Below are 21,443 nucleotides of genomic sequence, written 5' to 3'. Positions count from 1 at the left end.
AGTTGGGTACGAGTGTGCGCACAGTGGCACAGGACCGCGCCTGGCCGCCTCGGGTGGTGATGCGCCGCGCCGGCGGTATGCGAACGCTGGAGGCGGCCCTGCACCGCGGCGGGCTGGGGCCGGTCGCCGGAGTGGACGAGGCCGGACGGGGTCCCAGCGCGGGCCCGCTGGTGGTAGCGGCCTGTGTGCTCGGGCCCAGGACCCACGACGCGCTGGCCGGACTCGACGATTCCAAGAAACTCACCGAGGCCACCCGTGAGGCGCTCTACCCGGTGATCACCCGGCTGGCGGTCGCGTGGTCGGTGGTGGTGATCCCCGCGGCGGAGATCGACACCATCGGCATCCATGTGGCCAACATCCAGGGTATGCGCCGGGCCGTGGCCGGGCTGGGCCGCACGCCCGGCTACGTACTCACCGATGGTTTCCGGGTGCCCGGACTGCCGGTACCGTCACTGCCGGTGATCGGCGGGGATGCCACCGCGGCCTGTATCGCCGCGGCGAGTGTGCTGGCCAAGGTCACCAGGGATCGGATGATGGTGGAGCTCGACCGGCGACTGCCCGGGTACGGGTTCGCCGAACACAAGGGCTACAACACGGCGCGGCACACCGAGGCGCTGCGCCGGCTCGGGCCGTGTCCGGAACACCGCCGGTCGTGGCGCAATGTGCGTGACTGCCTCGTCCCGGTGTCCTCGAGCGCCGAAACCGCGGTGGAGGTGGGCACGGGCGCCGGTGGGGCGGCCTGACCGGCGCCGATCGGACCGTCCGGTACGCCGGACCGGGAGTTCCGCTCGCCGGTGGGCCGGCAGCGCCCGGTCGAGCCCACGGTGACATGCCACCGCCGGATGAGCGATGATGTGAACAGACGCAGGCGGCGAGAAGGAGGACATTCCACCCGATGAGTGCCGAGGACCTCGAGAAATACGAAACCGAGATGGAGCTCTCGCTGTACCGGGAGTACAAGGACATCGTCGGTCAGTTCTCGTACGTGGTGGAAACCGAGCGCCGCTTCTATCTGGCGAACTCCGTGGAACTGCGGCCGCAGAACGCGGACGGCGAAGTGTACTTCGAGGTGCGGATGAGCGATGCCTGGGTCTGGGATATGTACCGGCCGGCGCGCTTCGTCAAACACGTCCGGGTGATCACCTTCAAGGACGTCAATATCGAGGAGCTGGAGAAACCGGACCTGCGCCTGCCCGAGTGAGCGGTTGCCGGGGGAGACCGCTTCGTCCGTGACGGCCCGCGGGCACTTCTCGCCACCGGTGCATGCGAACCCCGATAGCCGCCGGCCCGGATATCGGATATCCCGCCGCAGCGGTGTGACGGCCTCGGGAGAAGTGGCCCGAGGGCCCGCCGGCATGGGTTGTCCACAGGGCGGGGTTGTCCACAGGTCTGGTATCGGCGCAGGTCGGTCCCCGAACCATCACTGAACCACGGCAGATGCTGGGCGGGTGGCACACAACACGGCGCTCGGCGCACAAGGGGAGGAACTGGCGGCGCGATATCTGCAGGCCGCCGGAATGCATATCGTCTGCCGCAACTGGCGCTGCCGGTACGGCGAACTGGATCTGGTGGTGCGGGACGCGGACGTGACCGCGTTCGTCGAGGTGAAAACCCGATCGGGGCTCGGTTACGGAATACCCGCCGAGGCCGTCACCTTCCGTAAGCGGCAGCGTATCCGCCGCCTGGCCCTGCTCTGGCTCACCGAACAGGAACGGCCCTGGCAGCGCATCCGGTTCGATGTGGTCTCGGTACTGCTGCCGCGTAGCGGTGAGCCGGTGATCGACCACCTCGAGGCGGTGTTCTGATGCCGCTGGGCCGGGCCTGCTCGATCGCGGTGCGCGGAATCGACGGGCAGATCGTGGAGATCGAAGCCGATATCGGGCAGGGGCTGCCCTCGGTGCATCTGGTCGGACTGCCGGATACCGCGCTGCAGGAATCCCGGGACCGGGTGCGGGCCGCGGTCGCCAATACGGGCGAGAAATGGCCGGACGGCCGGGTGATCCTGGCGCTTTCTCCGGCCACGCTGCCGAAGGTCGGTTCGGTCTACGACCTCGCACTGGCCGTCGCGGTCCTGGACGCGGCCGATATCGTGCCCTCGGCGCGCCTTTCCGGAACCGTGCTGCTGGGCGAGCTGGCGCTGGACGGCCGGTTGCGGCGGGTGCGGGGGATCCTGCCCGCCGTACTCGCGGCCCGGAGAGCCGGCCGGAAAACCGTGCTCGTTCCCGAAGCGGCCCTACCGGAGGCGGGGCTGGTCACCGGTATCGAGGTGCTCGGCGCGCCGACGCTGCGCGCGGCCCTGGACTGGTTGCGGGGCGAATGCGAACTCGCCGGAGCATCCGGAGCCCGCCCGCGGCCGGCGGCCCCGACCGGAGACCTACGGGACGTCGCCGGGCAGCACGACGCCCGGTGGGCGCTGGAGGTCGCCGCCGCGGGCGGGCACCACCTCCTGCTCACGGGCCCGCCCGGCATCGGGAAGACCATGCTCGCGCAACGGCTTCCCGGAGTGTTACCGCCCCTCTCGGACGACGAGGCGCTGGAGGTCACCGCCATCCATTCGGTGGCCGGTACCCTCTCCGGCGACCAGCCGCTCATCACCACGCCGCCGTTCGTCGCCCCGCATCATTCGACCTCGGTGAGCGCCATGGTCGGTGGTGGATCGGGGTCGGCCGGGCCCGGGGCGGTCAGCCGGGCGCACCGCGGCGTGCTGTTCCTGGACGAATGCCCCGAAATCGGGGCGAAGGTTCTCGAAGCCATGCGGACACCGTTGGAGGAGGGCGAAGTGCGTATCGCACGCCGGGACGGCGTCGCTCGTTTCCCGGCCCGCTTCCAGCTGATCCTCGCCGCGAACCCCTGCCCCTGCGCCCCCGCTCGTGATGTGGACTGTATCTGCGCACCCCTGGCCCGGCGCCGCTACCTGGGCAAACTATCCGGGCCGCTGATGGACCGCATCGATATCTGGCTACAGATGCATCCGATGTCGGATGCCGGTCTGGCGGCCGAGGAGGCGGAGGACAGCGCCACGGTGCGCGGCCGGGTCACCGCCGCGCGGGCGGCCGCCGCCGCCCGCTGGCACGAATACGGATGGCGCACCAATGCCGAGGTGCCCGGTCATATGCTGCGGCGCCGGTTTCCGCTGCCGGTGGAGACGACGGCCCCCGTGGAGGCGGCATTGCGGTTGGGCCGGATATCGGCGCGGGGTGCCGACCGTGCCCTCCGGGTCGCGTGGACGATCTGCGATCTGCGCGGCGGCGACGTCCCGACTGCGCAGGATGTGATGCAGGCCCTCACCTTCCGGCAGCGGGGCGCGCAATGAGCTCCGCCGGGATCGGTCCGCCGGCGGCGCCGGAAGCCGCCGCAACCGAACAGCGGGAACTGGCCTGGGCCTATCTGTCACGGGTGGTGCTGGGACCGTGTCCGGCCCTCACGGCGCTGATCGACTCGGTAGGGGTCCTGGAGGCCGCCCGGGCGGTGCGGGAACGGGCGCTGCCGGAGGTTTTGCGCGCGGCGACAGCACAGCGCCGGGAACTGGATCTCGCCGCCCGGGACCTGGAGATCATCAGGGCCCTGGGTGGTCGGCTGGTCACTCCGGAGCACGCGGAATGGCCGGCGTGGCGGATGCTGAGCCTGTCCCGGCTCACCCCCGGGCGCGATCCCGACGGCGCCGTACCGCTGGTCTTCTGGGTACGCGGGAACCGGAACCTGGTCGAGCTCACCGAGCGGTCGCTGGCAGTGGTCGGTGCCCGGTGCAGTAGCGGCTACGGCGATCGGGTGGCCGCGGCGATAACCGGCGAGCTGGCCGCGCACGGCTGGACCATCGTCTCCGGTGCGGCCTTCGGTATCGACGGGGTGGCCCACCGCGCGGCGCTCGCGGTGGGCGGTGCCACCATCGCGGTGCTGGCCTGCGGTGCCGATCGCCCGTACCCGGCCCAGCACGACCGCCTCATCGCGCGTATCGCCGAAACCGGCTTGGTGATCAGCGAGTACCCGCCCGCAACCCCGGCACGGAAGCACCATTTCCTGGCTCGGAACCGCCTCGTGGCCGCGCTGGCGGACGGTGTGCTGGTGGTCGAGGCAGGCCTACGCAGCGGTGCCCGGAATACGGTGAAATGGGCGCGCCGGATCGGGCGTCCGGCGCTGGCCGTTCCGGGGTCGGTGGATTCGGCGGCGTCGGCGGGTTGTCACCGGATGATCCGGGACGGGGAAGCCGTACTCGTCACCGGGGCCGACGATGTGGTCACGGAAGCGGCACCGCTGCACCTGCCCGGCACCGGCGCCACCGGCCCTCCGGATGCCGAACGGCTCGGCGCGGAAGCGGCGCGTGTGCACGCGGCTCTACCCGCGGCCGGCGGGCGGGGGCCGCACGACCTCACCGCGGTCACCGGGCTCGCGGCGGAGGAGGTGCGGGCCGCCTTGGCCGCACTCGAACTGGCCGGTCTGGCCGAGAACGGGCGGGCGGGATGGTACCGGCCGGGGCATCCGCGCCGCAGGTGATCGCCGGGGCGCGGCGGCGGTCCAGCGGTGACCTCGGCGGGTCCGCGAGTACCGTGGCGCGGGCGGCGGCTGGAAACCGGTGCGGCGCGGGGACTTGCGTTGCCGGGACCGGCGGGTGACGGTGGGGCGGTGGAGGAGTTGCCGGAGGATCTGGAAGCATTGCTGGCCGAGTACGGGAGGTATCTGCGGCTCGGCCGGAACCGGTCCGCGCATACGGTGCGCGCGTATCTGGGCGATACCCGGTCGCTACTGGCATATCTGGTCGGGCCCGCGGCCGACGCCTCGATCCGCGAATTGGACTTGACGACGCTGCGCTCCTGGCTGGCGATGCATACCGAGCGGGGCGCGGCCCGTACCAGTATCGCGCGGCGAGCCTCCGCGGCACGTTCCTTCACGGCGTGGCTCACCCGCACGGGACGGCTCGGCACCGATCCGGGATTACGGCTCGCCGCGCCCAAAGCGCATCGCAGTTTGCCCCCCGTACTGGGGCAGGAGCAGGCCGGCCGGGTGATGGCGGCCGCGGAATCGGGAGCGGCGCAGCGGGACCCCACGGCGCTGCGTGACCGGCTGATCGTCGAACTGCTGTACGCGACGGGCATCCGGGTGAGTGAACTGTGCGGGCTGGATATCGACGATGTGGACCGGGAACGCCGGGTGGTTCGGGTCCTCGGCAAAGGCAACCGGGAGCGGGCGGCGCCCTTCGGGACACCCGCCGACCATGCCCTGGGAGAGTGGCTGCGCTACGGACGGCCGCTGCTGGCGACTCCCGGATCCGGCCGGGCCCTGCTGCTGGGCCGGCGCGGACGCCGGCTCGATCAACGCCAGGCACGGGCCGTCGTGCACGCGGTGGTGTCCGCGGTCCCCGGCACCACCGATATGGGGCCGCACGGGCTTCGGCACACGGCCGCCACCCATCTGCTCGAAGGCGGCGCCGACCTGCGCGTGGTCCAGGAACTCCTCGGTCACGCGAGCCTGGCGACCACACAGCTCTACACCCATGTCTCCGTCGACCGTCTGCGCAGGGCGCATGATCGAGCCCACCCCAGAGCGTGAACGCCTCTGCGTGCCGGACCGGCGGGAACGGGGATGTGGACGGGATCCGGTGCGGCGTTCTACGCTGGCCGGCGATCCGTCTGGCAGCGGCATCCGGGAGGTAGCGGTGCAGATCATGACCCATACGGGCGCCGGATGACCGCGGCGCGGGGAGATACTTCCGAGCCGGAGGCCGTGGGGGACCGGGCAGAGATCACACCGCCGATCGACTACCGCTTCACACTCGCCAACGAACGGACCTTTCTGTCCTGGATCCGCACCGCTCTCGGCCTGCTGGCCGGAGGAGTGGCCGTGCACACCCTCGTGCTGGAGCAGTGGAAAACGAATTTCCGTACCGCGCTGGCGATCAGCTGCCTGCTGCTGTCGCTGCTCGTCGCCGTCGGGGCCTATCTGCACTGGCGGCGGATCCGCGCGGCGATGCATGCGGGCCGGCCGTTGCCGGGCACGGTTCTCGTGCCGCTGTTGTCCGCCGGAACCGCTTTCGTGGCGATCCTCGCGTGCGCGGCCGTTCTGCTGCACTGAGAGCGACGATGACCGATACCACCGAGATGCGCCTGGCGGCGGAGCGAACGGCTCTGTCGTGGCGGCGTACCTGCCTGGGTTCCGTCGCGGTGGCTCTGCTGATGTTGCGCGCCGTCCTGGAAGCGGGGTGGGATCCGGCCGCCTTGGCCCCCGGTGGCTCCTGTCTGGTGCTGCTCACCGTTGCCGCGGTGGGATACCGGCGCAATCTGGCGCTGCGCCGGGCCAGGAGCGGATCGGCGGGGCGGGCCATCTCCTGGGTGACGGTAGCGGTGGCGCTCGCCGCGCTCATCGACGCCGGGTTCGCTCTGGCCTTCCGCGGGTGAACGCACCGGCGTTCGGGGCCACACCGTGCGGCTGTACCACGTATGTTCCGGGCACGGCCACGCACCGCCCGGGGCCGTCGAGGACAGCGCGGCCGGTCCGGGTTCCGCCCACTACGCGAGCGCAGGCCACCCGGATCGTGCGGCCGCACTCCACATCGAAGCCACAACGTTCGACCCCTGCTCTGCGCGGGCCACGCAGCGGTCGCGGCGCCGAGAGCGGGTGTTCGGCCGGTGTACCGCTGTTCACCCGGATTGCCGGTCGCCGGGTTCCACCGGTTCGAGCCGGATCGGCGCCGGCCGCAGGAGCCGGAGCGGATCGAGGTATTCGTACCGCCCGTATCGAGCGCTCTCCCGCCGCAGACCCCAGTGCAGGCAGGTCGGCGCGCATCCTTCGTGGCCACCGCGGAGGATCCCTATCCGGGTGCCGCGGGCCACTCGTCCTCCCACCGGGACCTCGGCCTCGACCGGTTCGTAGGTGGTGCGCAGGCCTCCTTCGTGAAGGACGGAAACGACCGGTTTACCCGCCACTGTTCCGGCGAAGACCACGATTCCCGGTCCCGCCGCGTGGACGGCTTGTCCGGGTGTTCCGGCGAGATCGACTCCGCGGTGCCCCGGTAGCCATTCCCGCTCGGGCGGGTCGAACGGCCGGATGAGTGCCGGACGCGGCAGCAACGGCCAGCCGAACCCCTCCTCCGGGACCGCCGCGGCGGTCCCGGAGGAGGTGGCCGAGCCCACCAGCGCCGGTATCAGCACCGACAGCAGGCGAGCCGTTCCGGGCCGGACGTACCCCCTCCGTACGCCCGGCTCGGACGAATACCTGTCACGGTTCACGGTCGTGGCACATACAGGGCGTGGCCGGTCGCGGGGTGAACCGGATGAGCGCGCGCACCAGATCCCCCAGGAGCGGGATCAGCCGGCAGGCCGAAAGGCTTGCCGAGCCGCTCGCGGAACCCGAACCCGATCCGGTGCCGCAACCGGCCGCCGGCAGCCTTCGTGCGGCCGTCTCGCCGGCCGTGGTCGGCGAAAGGGGTGGGGACACCGCGATTTCCGGGCCGCTGACGGTTATGCCGGTAACTGTGGTTTCCGGGGCGCCGACGGCTGTATCGCCGCTCGGCGTTTCCGCGCCGTCGCTCATCATCCCTTCGGGGGTACCGGCAATGTCGGCAGCGGTCTTCGCCGTGCCTGCCGCCGGGATCGCCACGGCCGGAGAAGCCGGCTGCGTTCCTCGCGGGGATCGGTTCGCCGCCTCGTGCGTGCGTGACGGGTGCGTGGGAACCGGTGAGCCGACTCGGGCTCCCGGACCGGGGTCCGGTGGCGCGGCCTCGGTCCGGGCGAGCACGGCGGGGCCGCCGGTGTACGCCGCGGCGGTTGTGCCCGGCCCGAGGGGAAAAGCGATGAATACCGTGGTCAGTGCGGCGCTGATCAGCATATCCGCCCGTCGTGGGACGCGGGCCCGGCGGAGATGTCGAGAAGCCGCGGCGGGGCGGGCCCGATGTTCCTCGGTCTCCGTTCGGCGAATGGGATTCCGCTCGGGTGAGCGCCGGTACCGGCGCTCGGGGCCGGGCCGGGTGGGCACGGCGCCGGGAAGCGGTGGCGAGTTCGGCGGTATGGCCGGGAAACGGGTGGTCCGTACGGGAGCGATGCGTTGTGACCACCGGTCCGGGTATGCGGGCAGCGCTTCAGCAGCCGAGGACGGGATCCGGGCGCGGCGGGTACCGCGGGCCATTCTGCGGTCGTAGCGCCGGGCCCGCCGCTCGATATCGCTCGGTCCGGCCGGATGGTCCGCGCCGGGGCCCGGCGGCGCCATCGCCGACTCGATGCGGGACTCCCGGCGGTGGGAGCCGGTACCGCCCGGTTGTCCGGTGCCACGGCCCGCGGCGGTATGCATCCGGGCCCGGTAGAGGTCCGTGCTCCGGCGCCGGGGAACCTCGTCGCGGTCGGCGCGCTCCGCGCCGACCGCACGCCCGCGGCATCCGGCGGCGGGCCCGCCGGTGCGGCGCGGCCATTGCGGCGTCCGCCGGACGGTGGGCAGCCGGGGCCCGCCGGGTGGGCGATCGCGGACCGCGATATGGGGCCAGCTGCGCGGCGCGGGTGGCAGCTCCGCGGGCGTCGTACCGGCCGGGTGGGGCCGGTGGAGAGCATCGTCACAGGTCATATGCTCAGCGTGCCCGGAGCGGGAGCCGGCCGGAACCCGCAATCCGGGCACCTGTGGACAACCTCGGCACTGTGAACAACTCATATTTCATTCGAGTGTCGTGCGCCCGGGACGTCGGCACCCGTGGGCCGCCCGATTTCCGATTACCGCAGCGCACGCCGTAAACTGGCCGAGCGGTCGGTGTTCGCGCCGGCCGACTTCGCGCACCACCGTGCTTGTTCATCACGGCGCCGCCCGTCGCGTGCTCCTCCGGAGCCGTGGGCCGTCGGCGCATTCCGGAACAGGGGACTCTCGGCTGGTCCCGATCCGCGGATCGGGTCCGAGGGGTCAGTGGTGCCAGGGCAGCAGGCCGCCGGCCCGCTGCGACAACCGGCAACGAAAGAGAGATACGGGAGCCATGGCTGTCGTAACCATGAAGCAGCTGCTCGACAGCGGCGCGCATTTCGGGCACCAGACTCGTCGCTGGAACCCGAAGATGAAGCGGTTCATCTTCACCGACCGCAACGGCATCTACATCATCGATCTGCAGCAGACGCTGACCTACATCGATAAGGCCTACGAGTTCGTCAAGGAGACCGTCGCCCACGGCGGCACCGTCCTGTTCGTCGGCACCAAGAAGCAGGCCCAGGAGTCCATCGCGGCCGAGGCCACCCGGGTCGGTATGCCCTATGTGAACCAGCGCTGGCTGGGTGGCATGCTCACCAACTTCTCCACCGTGCACAAGCGTCTGCAGCGCCTCAAGGAACTCGAGGCCATGGAGCAGACCGGTGGTTTCGAGGGGCGCACCAAGAAGGAAATCCTCATGCTCACGCGTGAGATGAACAAACTGGACCGCACCCTCGGCGGTATCCGGGATATGCAGAAGGTGCCCTCGGCCATCTGGGTCGTCGACACCAACAAGGAGCACATCGCCGTCGGTGAGGCCCGCAAGCTGAACATCCCGGTCATCGCGATCCTGGATACCAACTGCGACCCCGATCTCGTCGACTACCCGATCCCGGGTAACGACGACGCGATCCGTTCGGCCGCGCTGCTCACCAAGGTCGTGGCGTCGGCGGTGGCCGAGGGCGTTCAGGCCCGGGCCGGCCGCTCCGCCGGTGACGACAAGCCCGAGGCCGCTGCCGCCGAGCCGCTGCCCGAGTGGGAGCAGGAGCTGCTGGCGCAGGCCGCGCCGGCCGCCGAGAACGCCGAAGCTCCGGCGGAGACCCCGGCCGAGGCCTGAGTCGTAACCTCTCGTTCGGCGGGCACTCACCGGCCCTTGCCAAGGTGAGCGCCGCCGAACCGAACTTCCTGCAGCGGTGGTCACGGCTCGGCGAGTCCGTGGCCACCGCTGCCCGGTATCTGACTTTCTCGAAGGAGGCTCGCCCCGATGGCGAACTACACCGCCGCTGACGTGAAGCGGCTCCGGGAGCTCACCGGCTCCGGAATGATGGACTGTAAGAACGCCCTGACCGAAACCGACGGCGATTTCGACAAGGCCGTGGAGCTGCTGCGCATCAAGGGCGCCAAGGACGTCGGTAAGCGGGCCGAGCGCACCACGGCCGAAGGTCTGGTCATCGCCAAGGACGGCGTGATGGTCGAGATCAACTCCGAAACCGATTTCGTGGCCAAGAACGCCGAGTTCCAGGCGCTGGCCGAGAAGATCGTCGGTGCCGCCGCGGCCGCCAAACCGGCCGATGTGGACGCCCTGAAGGCCGTTGCCCTCGACGGGCAGACCGTCGACGAGGCGCTGCAGGCGCTGGCCGCCAAGATCGGCGAGAAGCTGGAACTGCGCCGCGTCGTCTCCCTCGACGGCCCGGTCGCGACCTACCTGCACAAGCGCGCCTCGGATCTGCCGCCGGCCGTCGGTGTCCTGGTCGAGTACACCGGTTCCGGTGATGCCGCGGCCGAGGCCGCCCGGGGCGCCGCCATGCAGGTTGCCGCGCTCAAGGCCAAGTACGTCACCCGTGACGAGGTCCCGGCCGATATCGTCGAGAACGAGCGCCGCATCGCCGAGCAGACCGCGCGCGAGGAGGGCAAGCCGGAGGCCGCGCTGCCGAAGATCACCGAGGGGCGTCTCAACGGTTTCTTCAAGGATGTCGTGCTGCTCGAGCAGCCGTCGGTGACCGATTCGAAGAAGACCGTCAAGGCGCTGCTGGACGAGGCGGGCGTGACCGTCACCCGCTTCGCCCGGTTCGAGGTCGGCGCGAGCTGATACGACGCTCAGAGCCCCTCCGGCAGTGTGTGCCGGAGGGGCTCTGTCGTGCCGTCGGCGCGGGAACCCGGTGGGACGGGAACCGGCGGATATCCGGGGCGGAGCCGTATCTGCCTACGCTGTTTCCGTGTATTCGCAAGCCGATGATGCCCCGGTCGTGATCGATCCTGCTCGGGGTGCCCGCCCGAAAACGCTCGCCGCGATGCTGGTCGCGGGCGGGGCCGGTATCGGTGCCGTGGCCGCGACCCTCACCGGCCGGGTACCGGGCGGTGCCGTGTTCGAGATCGCGGCGGGGCTGTTCGGCGGACTGCTGACGGTACTCGCGCTCATCGGGGCACTTTCCTGGAAAACCCTCACGCGGGACCGTCGTCTGATCATCGAACAGGCGGGCCTGCGCTGGGTGGATCCCGCGGGCACCTCATGGGCGCTGGCCTGGCCGGAGCTCGCGGCCGTATCGATCTCACGGACCGTGAACCGGCGGCCGAAGCTCACACCCGCCGAGACGATGGTGCGTCTCGATCTGTTCCCCGCGGACGCCGGGGTCCGGCAGCGGCACCCGGAGATGGAGCATTTGTGGGAGTTCCATCGGATGCGCAACGGATACCGAGTACCGTTCGGTCAGGCGGGAGAACTGCTACCGCGGCTCGACGCGGGGCTCCGGCGGTTCGGCGGTGCGCGTTACCGGGGCGTACGAGACGAGGGGTTCACCGTCGGGTTGTTCTAGATCGGTGGGGGCTTGCGCCGCCGGTCCAGGGGATAAGGCAGGATAGGGGCCGCTCCGAGTCGCTTCCGTCCGAGCAGAGAAATATCCGACCGCAGTAAGGAGATGCCGACCGATGACGCACCCGGGGATCGATCGCCCAGGATATCGCCGGGTACTACTGAAACTCGGTGGTGAGATGTTCGGTGGTGGCACGGTGGGTCTGGATCCGGATGTGGTGCAGACCGTGGCCGAGCAGATCGCCGAGGTGGTGGCCAGCGGGGTGCAGGTCGCGGTGGTGATCGGGGGCGGGAATTTCTTCCGCGGCGCCGAACTCGAGGAACGCGGGCTCGAACGTGCTCGTTCCGATTACATGGGCATGCTCGGAACGGTGATGAACAGCCTTGCGCTGCAGGATTTCCTGCAGAAGCAAGGGGTGGACACCCGCGTGCAGACGGCGATCACCATGGGGCAGGTCGCCGAGCCCTACCTACCGCTGCGGGCCAAACGGCATCTGGAGAAGGGGCGGGTCGTGATCTTCGGTGCCGGTATGGGGATGCCGTATTTCTCGACCGATACCACGGCCGCGCAGCGGGCCCTGGAGATCGGGGCCGAGGTGGTGCTGATGGCCAAGGCGGTCGACGGGGTTTTCACCGCCGACCCGCGCCTGGATCCGGACGCGACCATGTATCAGGAGATCACGCACAAGGAAGTGATCGAGCGTGATCTGAAGGTCGCGGATGCGACCGCGTTCAGTTTGTGCATGGACAACCAGATGCCCATCCTGGTGTTCAATTTGTTGACGAAGGGCAATATCGCCCGGGCGGTGGCCGGTGAGAAGATCGGCACATTGGTTCGATCCTGATACCGCGGGCCCGCGGGTCATGACGATGACGACGCAGTGGAGGAACGGTCGTGATTGAAGAAGCGCTCTTCGACGCCGAGGAGAAGATGGAGAAGGCTGTCTCGGTGGCGAAGGACGATCTCGGCACCATCCGAACCGGGCGCGCGAATCCGGGTATGTTCGCCCGGGTCGTGGTCGACTACTACGGTTCGCCGACGCCCATCACCCAGATGTCGAGTATCACCGTGCCGGAGCCGCGGATGGTGGTCGTCAAACCGTACGAGCAGGCTCAGCTGGGCCCCATCGAAACCGCGATCCGTAATTCCGATCTGGGCGTGAACCCGACGAACAACGGCGACATCCTACGTATCACGATTCCGCAGCTCACCGAGGAGCGGCGCCGGGAACTGGTCAAACAGGCCAAACAGAAGGGTGAGGACGCCAAAGTCGCCATCCGTAACGTGCGGCGTAAGGCCATGGACGAGCTGGGCCGGATCCAGAAGGACGGCGAGGCCGGCGAGGACGAGGTCGGGCGGGCCGAGAAGGAACTCGACAAGACCACCGCCAGATATGTCGGGCAGATCGACGAGCTGGTCAAACACAAGGAATCCGAACTGCTCGAGGTCTGATCGGCGGTCGGCGATTTCTCCGCTGTCCGCGCGGTGGTACCTTGCGCAAGCGCGGTAGGCCTCGTGACCGGACCGCCCGGTAGCGGCACGAGTGGTGGTGCCGCGCGGAACGCGGCGTCCGGATCGAACGGACGCCGGAATCGGCAGCCCACCCGGCCCCGAGCCGGTGGATCTGCCGCACAATGAGAACAGCGGAGCGAGCGATGCCCGCTTCGGGTGGGAACGAACGGAACGACGACGAGTTGAGCGACGGGACAATCGTGGCCGAGAAAGCCGCCGCGACCGGTGCGGCCCGACCGCAGCCGCCGGCCGAGGGCATATCCGAACCGGCACCGGCACCGAACGGTGCGTCCGCGGCCGCCGAGCCGCGGCGCTCCCGCGCGGGACGGAATCTCCCCGCGGCATTGGCGGTGGGCCTGACCCTCGGCGTGATGTGTATCGCCGTCCTGCTGTTCGTACCGAAGGTGTTCATCGGTGTTGCCGGTGTCGCGGTGGGTATCGCCACCTGGGAGGTGGCCAAGCGGCTGCGGGAAGCCGATGTGCTGGTGCCACGTGTTCCGCTGATAGCCGGCGGCCAGGCGGTGTTCTGGCTGGGCTGGCCGTTCGGCGCGGGTGGTGTGACCGGCGCTTTCGCGGCGACGGCGCTGGTCTGTATGGTATGGCGGCTGTTCGACCACGGCCTGCGTACCGCGCCGCGCAACTTTCTGCGCGATACCGCGATCACGGTGTTCACCCTGGCGTGGATTCCGTTGCTGGCGTCGTTCGCGGTGCTGCTCCTGCTGGAGGAGCCGGACGGCAACCTGCGGGTGCTGACCTTCATGATCCTGGTGGTGTGCTCCGATGTCGGCGGTTACGTCGCCGGGGTGCTGTTCGGCCGCCATCCCATGGTGCCTTCGATCAGCCCGAAGAAGTCCTGGGAGGGTTTCTGCGGTTCGCTGCTTTTCGCGATCATCGGCGGGCTGCTCACCGTCACGCTGCTCCTCGAAGCCAATTCGATGATCGGGGTGGTCCTGGGTATCGGACTGGTGGTCGTGGCGACCCTCGGGGATCTGGTCGAATCGCAGATCAAACGGGAGCTGGGGATCAAGGATATGGGCACCATGCTGCCCGGGCACGGTGGCATCATGGACCGGCTCGATTCCATGCTGCCGTCGGCCTTCGTGTCCTGGCTCGTGCTCAGCACCCTGGCCTGAGCCGCTGCCCCCTCATTCCCGGTGTACGGCGCGCCGCAACTGGACGATGCGCACCCCGCCCACCAGTGCCATCACCAGCGCGCCCGCGATCACCGAGAGCAGGATGGTCACGCCCAGCGGTAGGGAGAAGTTCCAGAACAGCATTTCGACATCGGCGTTCTCGGAGTTCTGCAGGATGAAAATCAGCAGGACGATGCCGAGCAGCGCGGCCACGATCAGCGCTACCCAGGTGTTGCCGACCCGGGATCGGCCGATCTCCTTGCGTCCGTGCGCTGCCTCGGCGGGGTCACGACCGTGCGTGCCGGGCACCGGTTCGTAACCCCCGAGTTCTGCCGGGCCGGGGCTTGCCGGTGGTACCCCGCCCGGGGCTCCCGTCGGAGGGATGTTCCCGGTCGAAGAGCCCGGGTCGGGTATGCGGTCGTCTGAAGTCGCCATATGTCGATGATTCCCGACTGCTATCAGTCGTGCACGGATTTCCGGACCGCTCGTCGATATCGCTCATCGTGGTCCTGTAGCGATGCCTCGACGAGGGTCACATTCCCGGAGATGACACACTGGAGGAACTATGACCGCCGCCCCCTTGCCTCTGGTTTTCGACGCTCCCCGCCGCGGTATGCCGCCCCGTCATCTCGCCGATCTCGACGCTGCGGGCCGCCACGCCGCGATGGCCGAACTCGGTCTGCCGAAGTTCCGCGCCGATCAGGTCGCCCGCCAGTACTACGGGCGGCTGCAAGCCGACCCGGAGCAGATGACGGATCTGCCCGCCGCCGTCCGGGAAAAGGTGGCCGAGGCTTTGTTCCCCCCGCTGCTGACGCCGCTGCGTCAGGTGGTCTGTGACGCCGGGGAGACCCGCAAGACATTGTGGCGGGCGGGCGACGGGACGCTGCTGGAAAGCGTGCTGATGCGCTATCCCGACCGCGCCACCCTGTGTATCTCCAGTCAGGCCGGGTGCGGGATGGCCTGCCCGTTCTGCGCCACCGGTCAGGGCGGCCTGAACCGTAATCTGTCCACCGCCGAAATCGTGGACCAGGTCCGCGCCGCCGCCGCCGACCTGCGGGACGGCGCGGTCTCCGGCGGGCCCGGCCGGCTGTCCAATATCGTCTTCATGGGTATGGGCGAGCCGCTGGCCAACTACAAGCGGGTGGTGAACGCGGTTCGCCGCATCACCTCGCCCGCGCCGGACGGGCTCGGTATCTCCCAGCGCAATGTGGTGGTCTCCACGGTGGGCCTGGCCCCGGCCATCCGGAAGTTGGCCGACGAGGGGCTCTCGGTGACGCTGGCGGTTTCCCTGCACACACCCGATGACGAACTCCGTGACACCCTCGTCCCGGTGAACAATCGCTGGCCGGTGAGCGAGGTCCTCGACGCGGCGCGCTACTACGCCGATAAGACGGGCCGGCGGATCTCGGTGGAGTACGCGCTCATCCGTGATATCAACGATCAGCCGTGGCGCGCCGACATGCTGGGGGCGAAACTGCACAAAGCTCTCGGCCCCCGGGTGCACGTCAATGTGATTCCGCTGAATCCGACGCCGGGCAGTAAATGGGATGCCAGCCCGAAACCGGTGGAACGTGAATTCGTCCGCCGGGTCGAGGCGCAGGGCGTGCCCTGCACGGTTCGTGATACCCGTGGGCAGGAGATCGCCGCGGCCTGCGGGCAGCTCGCGGCGGAGGGGTGAACGGGTAGGTAGCGCTTCGGCCGGGGACGATCCCGGCGGGCCGGGGCGCGGGCCGAAGCGTGCCTCGGGTACGGACCGAAAGGAATCGCGGATGGGCGATCAGGTTGTCGCGGTCGTCGGAGCGGGGATCGTGGGTCTGGCGATCGCCCGGGAAATCAGCCGCCGGCGCCCCGGAGACCGGATCGTGGTGCTGGAGAAAGAAGATCGTGTGGCGGCGCATCAGACCGGCCACAACTCCGGGGTGGTGCACGCCGGAATCTATTACCAGCCGGGAAGCCTGAAGGCCGTGCTGTGCGCCCGGGGCCGGTCGCTGCTGCGGGACCACTGCGCCGAACGAGGGCTGCCCTACGAGGAATGCGGCAAACTCGTGATCGCGGTGGACGCCGAGGAGGTGCCCCGCCTCGACGCTCTGCAGGCGCGGGCGGGGGACAACGGGGTCCCGGGATTGCGCCGGGTGGGCCGGTCGGAGATCCGGGAGATCGAACCGTTCGCGGAAGGAATCGCGGCCCTGTATTCGCCGCGGACCGCGATCACCGATTTCCGCCGGGTGGCGGAGTCCTTCGCCGCCGATCTGGTCGAGGCGGGTGGCGAAATACGGCTCTCGTGCGCGGTGTCGGGGTTCCGGCGCGGTGCGGCGGGTCTCGATGTGCTCTACGGGGGCGAGGTGCTGCACGCCGACCGCGTGATCGTCTGCGCCGGTCTGCATGCCGATACCGTCGCGCGTTCGGCCGGTGCGGTTCCCGGCCCGCGGATCGTCCCGTTTCGCGGTGAGTACATGAATGTCGTTGCCACGAAAGCGGAGATGGTGCGCGGCCTGGTGTATCCGGTGCCCGATCCGCGCTACCCGTTTCTCGGTGTGCACTTCACACGGCGGGTTTCCGGGACGGTCGAAGTGGGGCCGAACGCCGTTCTCGCCTTCGCGCGTGAGGGGTATCGGCGGGGGCAGTTCTCGGCACGCGATTTCACGGAGACCTTGCGTTGGCCGGGATTCCGGCGCATGGCGCGACAACACTGGCGGACCGGTATCGAGGAGATGTGGGGGTCGCTGTCGACCCGGGCGTATATGCGGAGAGCCCAGCGATATATTCCGGCGATCGGTGCCGCGGACGTGGTGCGCGGGCATACCGGGGTGCGCGCCCAGGCGCTCGACGGCGACGGCACACTGGTCGACGATTTCCGGATCGATCGGCTCGGCCCGGTGACCGCTGTGCGTAACGCGCCCTCCCCCGCGGCGACCTCCTCGCTCGCGATCGCCGAATATGTGGTCGATGTCATCGAAGGCAGGGACCCGGCCATCCGCTGAGCATCCGGTGGGTAAGCGGTCTGCGGGGCGGTGTCGTTCCGCACGCGAAAGGCAGGTGTCCGGGTCCGGCGGGCCGGCCCGGCACATACCGGTCCCGTGCTCAGGGGAACAGCTGGATCGGGTTGATGATGTCGGCCGCGAGGGTGAGCATCATGTACGCGCCGCCGATGACCACCGCGACATAGGTGAGCGGAAGCAGTTTCAGGTAGTTCACGGGGCCGCCCGGCGCCAGCCCCTTCCAACCGCGGATGGTGTTGCGGATCTTCTCGTAGAAGACCACCGCGATATGCCCACCGTCCAGCGGCAGCAACGGCAGGAGGTTGAATGCGCCGAGGAAGAAATTCAGGCTGGCCAGCACCATGATGAACATGTCCCAGTAACCGCGTTCGGCGGTCTCACCGCCGATCTTGCTGGCACCGTAGACGCTGACCGGGGTATCCGCGTCGCGTTCGCCGCCGGTGACCGCATCCCAGAGGGCCGCGACCTTGGCCGGCATCTGCAGCAGTGACTGGAAGGTGAGGACGAACATCTCGCCGGTGAACGCGGCGGATGCCGGAATCGCGGGCAGCAGGTCGTAGTCGACCGGCTCCAGGAAGTTCTTGCCCACACCCACCGCGGCGACCTCCCGGCCGGGGCCGCCGTCCTTCGGGTACCGAAGGGTCCGTTCCGGGACGACCTGTATGTCCATCGTCTGCCCGTCGCGGTCGACGGTGTAGTAGAAGGGACCGGTCTGTTCCTGGGTGAGGCTCTGGAACTCCTCCCAGGTACTCACCTCCGTACCGTTGACGGCGGTCACCACATCACCGCGCTGGAGTCCGGCGCGCTGCGCGGGGCCGAGGCCGGTGCAGGGCTCGAGGGTGCCGTCGGGACGCTGGGGTGCCACACAGCTCATTGCGCCGAGGCCGGTCTCCGGCTGGTTCAGCTGGGGCAAACCCCATCCGACGGCCAGAACGACGATGAGCAGGAAACCGAGCAGGAAGTTCATCGCGATCCCGCCGGACATCACCACCAGGCGTTTCCAGGTGGCCTGCCGGTACATGGCACGGTCGACTTCCTCGGGTTCGAGTTCGTCGAGCGCGGTCATGCCGGCGATATCGCAGAACCCGCCGAGCGGTAGCCATTTGACCCCGTACTCGGTTTCCCCGCGCCGGAACGAGAACATCTTCGGACCGAATCCGATGTAGTACCGGCGGACCTTCATCCCGGTCGCCTGCGCGGTCCACATATGCCCGCATTCGTGCAGCGCGATCGAAATCGTGATGCCGAGGGCGAACAGCACGAACCCCAACACGAACAGCATGTGGTCTACAGCCCTCCTGCGGTGCGCAGATCATTACCTCCGGCCCGCACGAAGACCGGAGCGGCCGCGAGCACGTGTCCACAGTAACCGTCCGCGCGCCGGGCCTCGACCATCTGGGACACGGATTACCGGTGGGTCAGGGTGTGGGCGCGGTCGCGGGCCCAGGCGTCGGCGGCGAGCACCTCGGCGAGTTCGGTGGGCTCGCCACGCCACTGGCCGGCGTCGTGGACCGCTTCCTGCACGGTGCGCACGATTTCCGGGAACCGGATTCGGCCGTCGAGGAATGCCTGGACCGCGACCTCGTTGGCCGCGTTGTACACGGCGGGGACACAGCCGCCTGCCGTGCCCGCCTCCCGAGCGAGGCGCACGGCCGGGAAGACCGCATCGTCCACGGGTTCGAAGCTCCAGGTGGTGGCGGTGCCGAAATCACAGGCAGCGGCGGCTCCGGGCACCCGGTCCGGCCAGCCCAGGGCCAGGGCTATGGGCAGGCGCATATCGGGTGGGCTGGCCTGGGCGAGGGTGGAGCCATCGGTGAAAGTGACCATGGAGTGCACGATCGACTGTGGATGCACCGTCACCTCGATGCGGTCGTAGGGGATACCGAACAGCAGATGCGTTTCGATGAGCTCCAGGCCCTTGTTCACCAGGGAGGCCGAGTTGAGGGTGTTCATCGGGCCCATGGACCAGGTCGGATGGGTTTTCGCCTCGGCGGGGTTCACTCCGTCCAGCATTTCGGTGGTCCAGCCGCGGAACGGCCCGCCGGAGGCGGTGAGCACGAGTTTGTCGACCTCCTCGGCCCGGCCGCCGCGCAGGCATTGCGCCAGGGCGGAATGTTCCGAGTCGACCGGCACGATCTGGTCGGGCCGCGCGGCCCGGGTGACCAGGGAGCCGCCGGCCACCAGGGATTCCTTGTTCGCCAGCGCCAGGGTCGCGCCGGATTCCAGTGTCGCGAGGGTGGGCTCCAGCCCCAGGGAACCGACCAGCGCGTTGAGCACCACATCGGCGTCGGTGCGGCGCACCAGTTCGGTCACCGCGTCCGGGCCGGACAGCGGCACCCCGAGCCGGGCGGCCGCCGCCGGATCGGCGACGGCGACATTCGTGGTGCCGGTGGCGGCCATCTGCGCGGCCAGCAGTTCGGTATTACCCCCGCCCGCGGCGAGACCGGCGATCTCGAATCTGTCCGGATTGGCGGCGATCACCTCGAGCGCCTGGGTGCCGATGGAACCGGTGCTGCCGAGCAGGAGGACTCTGCGGAGATCTGACACCCGCCCATTGTCACCGACCGGGCCCCTGCTGGCTACGACGGGCGGTCGTATGCCACGATATCGAGCAGTATCCGTTCTCGCGAGGAGGAGCGATCGTGGCCGCCACGGAAGTCGAACCCGCCACCGACCGTACCGTCACCAAGGTGGACCCGGCGGAGGTTCCGTCCGCGGCCTGGGGCTGGAGCGGCGAATCTCGCAGGACGTACCAGGTGGCGGCGGTCTTCGTCATCATCGCCCTGCTCGGCATGCTGATCGGCAATCACTCCGGCAACGTGGAGAACATCTTCCTGGTCGGATTCGCGGCCCTGCTGGCCGGGATCTTGATCCGCGACGTGGTGCTGCGGCGTAAACCTCGCTGATCCGCTGTTCCGGTCACGGTTGCAGTACTGCCGGGGTACCGGCAGGTTACGTCCCGTCGAAGCGCGGTCGACGGGCTGCGCTGTTGCCCATGTCTCGGCGGCGCCCGGGTCCGGCCGGACTACACTCGGCACCGACCGGCCGGACCAGTACGAAAGTAGGCAGCCGAAAGTGACCAGCACAATCGGATTGGGGATGCCGACCGCCCCGGCGGCGGTTCTCGCGCCGCGGCGCAGGACCCGTCAGCTGATGGTGGGTGGTGTCGGTGTGGGCAGTGACCACCCGATCTCGGTGCAGTCGATGACGACGACGAAGACGCACGACGTGAACGCGACGTTGCAGCAGATCGCGGAACTCACCGCCTCGGGCTGCGATATCGTGCGGGTGGCGTGCCCGCGGCAGGAGGATGCCGACGCGCTGCCGGTGATCGCCAAGAAATCGCAGATCCCGGTGATCGCCGATATTCATTTCCAGCCCCGCTACATTTTCGCGGCGATCGACGCCGGCTGTGCGGCGGTGCGGGTGAATCCGGGCAATATCAAGGAATTCGACGGGCGGGTCAAAGAAGTCGCCAAGGCGGCCGGGGACGCCGGTATCCCGATCCGGATCGGTGTCAACGCCGGATCCCTCGACAAGCGGATGATGGCCAAGTACGGCAAGGCCACGCCGGAAGCGCTGGTGGAGTCGGCGCTGTGGGAGGCGAGCCTGTTCGAGGAGCACGGGTTCGGCGATATCAAGATCTCGGTCAAGCACAACGACCCGGTGGTCATGGTCGAGGCGTACCGCCAGCTGGCGGCACAGTGCGACTATCCGCTGCATCTGGGCGTCACCGAGGCGGGCCCGGCGTTCCAGGGCACCGTCAAATCCGCGGTCGCCTTCGGCGCGCTGCTGAGCGAGGGCATCGGTGACACCATCCGGGTCTCGCTGTCCGCGCCACCTGCCGAAGAGGTGAAGGTGGGCGGGCAGATCCTGCAGTCGCTGAACCTGCGGCCGCGCAAGCTCGAGATCGTGTCCTGCCCGTCCTGTGGTCGTGCGCAGGTCGATGTGTACACCCTGGCCAACGAGGTCACCGCCGGTCTGGACGGGCTGGAGGTACCGCTGCGCGTAGCGGTCATGGGTTGTGTGGTCAACGGCCCCGGGGAGGCGCGGGAAGCCGATCTCGGTGTCGCGTCGGGTAACGGTAAGGGGCAGATCTTCGTCAAGGGTGAGGTCGTCAAGACGGTGCCCGAGGCGCAGATCGTGGAAACCCTCATCGAGGAAGCCATGCGGATCGCCGAGGAGATGGGTGAGGACGCGGGGACCGGTCAGCCGGTCGTCAGCGTGGGCTGATCGTTACCGTCCACCGCTGCGCGGCGCCGGCGGACGGCGCCGCGCTGCCCCGGCCGGCCGGTGACAGCGGGCGCTTTCGGCATATTCGTACCGTACCGTCGTGGTTC

23 protein-coding genes are annotated in these 21,443 nt (G+C 69.2%); 18 read left to right on the top strand and 5 right to left on the bottom strand.

The features are described 5' to 3' along the window. Positions 1 to 23: 23 nt before the first annotated feature. The 8 genes from ACYR7D_RS26635 (at position 24) to ACYR7D_RS26600 (ending at position 6,389) form a co-directional block, all read left to right on the top strand. Positions 24 to 743 carry a ribonuclease HII gene (locus ACYR7D_RS26635; RefSeq protein ID WP_459547254.1) on the top strand — a complete coding sequence of 240 codons (720 nt, stop codon included), beginning with the start codon at positions 24 to 26 and terminating at the stop codon, positions 741 to 743. A gap of 152 nt (positions 744 to 895) precedes the next feature. Continuing rightward, entirely contained in the window at positions 896 to 1,201 is a 306-nt protein-coding gene (locus ACYR7D_RS26630; protein ID WP_011210678.1) for a DUF2469 domain-containing protein, read from the top strand. A 247-nt stretch (positions 1,202 to 1,448) separates the two neighbouring features. Continuing rightward, positions 1,449 to 1,805 (top strand): YraN family protein, encoded by a 357-nt coding sequence (locus ACYR7D_RS26625; protein WP_459547253.1) that lies wholly within the window; start codon positions 1,449 to 1,451, stop codon positions 1,803 to 1,805. After that, positions 1,805 to 3,313, top strand: a complete 1,509-nt coding sequence (locus ACYR7D_RS26620; RefSeq protein ID WP_459547252.1) for a YifB family Mg chelatase-like AAA ATPase — start codon at positions 1,805 to 1,807, stop codon at positions 3,311 to 3,313. Before ACYR7D_RS26625 ends, ACYR7D_RS26620 begins: the two co-directional genes overlap by 1 nt. After that, entirely contained in the window at positions 3,310 to 4,491 is a 1,182-nt protein-coding gene (gene dprA, locus ACYR7D_RS26615) for a DNA-processing protein DprA (protein ID WP_459547251.1), read from the top strand. Before ACYR7D_RS26620 ends, dprA begins: the two co-directional genes overlap by 4 nt. Positions 4,492 to 4,620: 129 nt before the next feature. Beyond that, on the top strand, positions 4,621 to 5,544 hold the full coding sequence (locus ACYR7D_RS26610; protein WP_459547250.1) for a tyrosine-type recombinase/integrase: 924 nt from the start codon (positions 4,621 to 4,623) through the stop codon (positions 5,542 to 5,544). Between the two features lie 135 nt (positions 5,545 to 5,679). Next, complete coding sequence (locus ACYR7D_RS26605) at positions 5,680 to 6,066, top strand: YidH family protein (protein ID WP_459547249.1); 387 nt, start codon at positions 5,680 to 5,682, stop codon at positions 6,064 to 6,066. 8 nt (positions 6,067 to 6,074) lie between these two features. Beyond that, a complete protein-coding gene (locus tag ACYR7D_RS26600) occupies positions 6,075 to 6,389 on the top strand; it encodes a DUF202 domain-containing protein (protein WP_459547248.1) in 315 nt (104 codons plus the stop codon). Positions 6,390 to 6,632: 243 nt separating this feature from the next. Here the strand turns inward: ACYR7D_RS26600 and ACYR7D_RS26595 are convergent, their stop codons facing one another. Both ACYR7D_RS26595 and ACYR7D_RS26590 read right to left on the bottom strand, forming a co-directional pair. Then, on the bottom strand, positions 6,633 to 7,139 hold the full coding sequence (locus ACYR7D_RS26595; RefSeq protein WP_459550303.1) for a M23 family metallopeptidase: 507 nt from the start codon (positions 7,137 to 7,139) through the stop codon (positions 6,633 to 6,635). 70 nt (positions 7,140 to 7,209) lie between these two features. Continuing rightward, positions 7,210 to 8,544, bottom strand: a complete 1,335-nt coding sequence (locus tag ACYR7D_RS26590; RefSeq protein ID WP_459547247.1) for a hypothetical protein — start codon at positions 8,542 to 8,544, stop codon at positions 7,210 to 7,212. Positions 8,545 to 8,941: 397 nt separating this feature from the next. Between ACYR7D_RS26590 and rpsB the strand changes: the two genes are divergently transcribed. From rpsB to ACYR7D_RS26560, 6 genes are all read left to right on the top strand, one after another. Beyond that, positions 8,942 to 9,766: a 30S ribosomal protein S2 gene (rpsB, locus tag ACYR7D_RS26585; RefSeq protein WP_459547246.1), complete on the top strand. Its 825-nt coding sequence runs from the start codon at positions 8,942 to 8,944 to the stop codon at positions 9,764 to 9,766. Between the two features lie 147 nt (positions 9,767 to 9,913). Continuing rightward, positions 9,914 to 10,738, top strand: coding sequence for a translation elongation factor Ts (gene tsf / locus ACYR7D_RS26580; protein WP_459547245.1), 825 nt, complete (start codon positions 9,914 to 9,916; stop codon positions 10,736 to 10,738). A gap of 127 nt (positions 10,739 to 10,865) precedes the next feature. After that, positions 10,866 to 11,462: a hypothetical protein gene (locus ACYR7D_RS26575; RefSeq protein WP_459547244.1), complete on the top strand. Its 597-nt coding sequence runs from the start codon at positions 10,866 to 10,868 to the stop codon at positions 11,460 to 11,462. Positions 11,463 to 11,574: 112 nt separating this feature from the next. Then, on the top strand, positions 11,575 to 12,303 hold the full coding sequence (gene pyrH / locus ACYR7D_RS26570) for a UMP kinase (RefSeq protein ID WP_459547243.1): 729 nt from the start codon (positions 11,575 to 11,577) through the stop codon (positions 12,301 to 12,303). A gap of 50 nt (positions 12,304 to 12,353) precedes the next feature. After that, the gene (gene frr, locus ACYR7D_RS26565) at positions 12,354 to 12,911 is read left to right on the top strand and encodes a ribosome recycling factor (RefSeq protein ID WP_459547242.1); all 558 of its coding nucleotides are present in this window, start codon (positions 12,354 to 12,356) and stop codon (positions 12,909 to 12,911) included. Between the two features lie 203 nt (positions 12,912 to 13,114). Continuing rightward, positions 13,115 to 14,104, top strand: a complete 990-nt coding sequence (locus ACYR7D_RS26560) for a phosphatidate cytidylyltransferase (protein ID WP_459547241.1) — start codon at positions 13,115 to 13,117, stop codon at positions 14,102 to 14,104. A 12-nt stretch (positions 14,105 to 14,116) separates the two neighbouring features. Here ACYR7D_RS26560 and ACYR7D_RS26555 read toward each other — a convergent pair whose 3' ends face one another. Beyond that, positions 14,117 to 14,413, bottom strand: a complete 297-nt coding sequence (locus ACYR7D_RS26555) for a LapA family protein (protein ID WP_459547240.1) — start codon at positions 14,411 to 14,413, stop codon at positions 14,117 to 14,119. A gap of 256 nt (positions 14,414 to 14,669) precedes the next feature. Between ACYR7D_RS26555 and rlmN the strand changes: the two genes are divergently transcribed. Continuing rightward, the gene (gene rlmN / locus ACYR7D_RS26550) at positions 14,670 to 15,782 is read left to right on the top strand and encodes a dual-specificity RNA methyltransferase RlmN (RefSeq protein ID WP_459547239.1); all 1,113 of its coding nucleotides are present in this window, start codon (positions 14,670 to 14,672) and stop codon (positions 15,780 to 15,782) included. Between the two features lie 91 nt (positions 15,783 to 15,873). Next, positions 15,874 to 17,085: an L-2-hydroxyglutarate oxidase gene (gene lhgO, locus ACYR7D_RS26545; RefSeq protein WP_459547238.1), complete on the top strand. Its 1,212-nt coding sequence runs from the start codon at positions 15,874 to 15,876 to the stop codon at positions 17,083 to 17,085. A gap of 100 nt (positions 17,086 to 17,185) precedes the next feature. Here lhgO and ACYR7D_RS26540 read toward each other — a convergent pair whose 3' ends face one another. Both ACYR7D_RS26540 and dxr read right to left on the bottom strand, forming a co-directional pair. After that, complete coding sequence (locus ACYR7D_RS26540) at positions 17,186 to 18,385, bottom strand: M50 family metallopeptidase (RefSeq protein ID WP_459547237.1); 1,200 nt, start codon at positions 18,383 to 18,385, stop codon at positions 17,186 to 17,188. Positions 18,386 to 18,510: 125 nt separating this feature from the next. Continuing rightward, complete coding sequence (gene dxr / locus ACYR7D_RS26535) at positions 18,511 to 19,650, bottom strand: 1-deoxy-D-xylulose-5-phosphate reductoisomerase (RefSeq protein ID WP_459547236.1); 1,140 nt, start codon at positions 19,648 to 19,650, stop codon at positions 18,511 to 18,513. A gap of 95 nt (positions 19,651 to 19,745) precedes the next feature. On the opposite strand from dxr, the gene ACYR7D_RS26530 reads away from it, so the two are divergent. Next, the gene (locus tag ACYR7D_RS26530) at positions 19,746 to 20,009 is read left to right on the top strand and encodes a DUF2631 domain-containing protein (protein ID WP_459547235.1); all 264 of its coding nucleotides are present in this window, start codon (positions 19,746 to 19,748) and stop codon (positions 20,007 to 20,009) included. A 169-nt stretch (positions 20,010 to 20,178) separates the two neighbouring features. Then, on the top strand, positions 20,179 to 21,336 hold the full coding sequence (gene ispG, locus ACYR7D_RS26525; RefSeq protein ID WP_459547234.1) for a flavodoxin-dependent (E)-4-hydroxy-3-methylbut-2-enyl-diphosphate synthase: 1,158 nt from the start codon (positions 20,179 to 20,181) through the stop codon (positions 21,334 to 21,336). Positions 21,337 to 21,443 lie beyond the last annotated feature (107 nt).

The sequence above is a fragment of the Nocardia sp. X0981 genome, from assembly GCF_977089955.1.
Note: the sequence above shows the minus strand (reverse complement) of the source record. Positions and strands in the feature narration are given on the sequence as shown.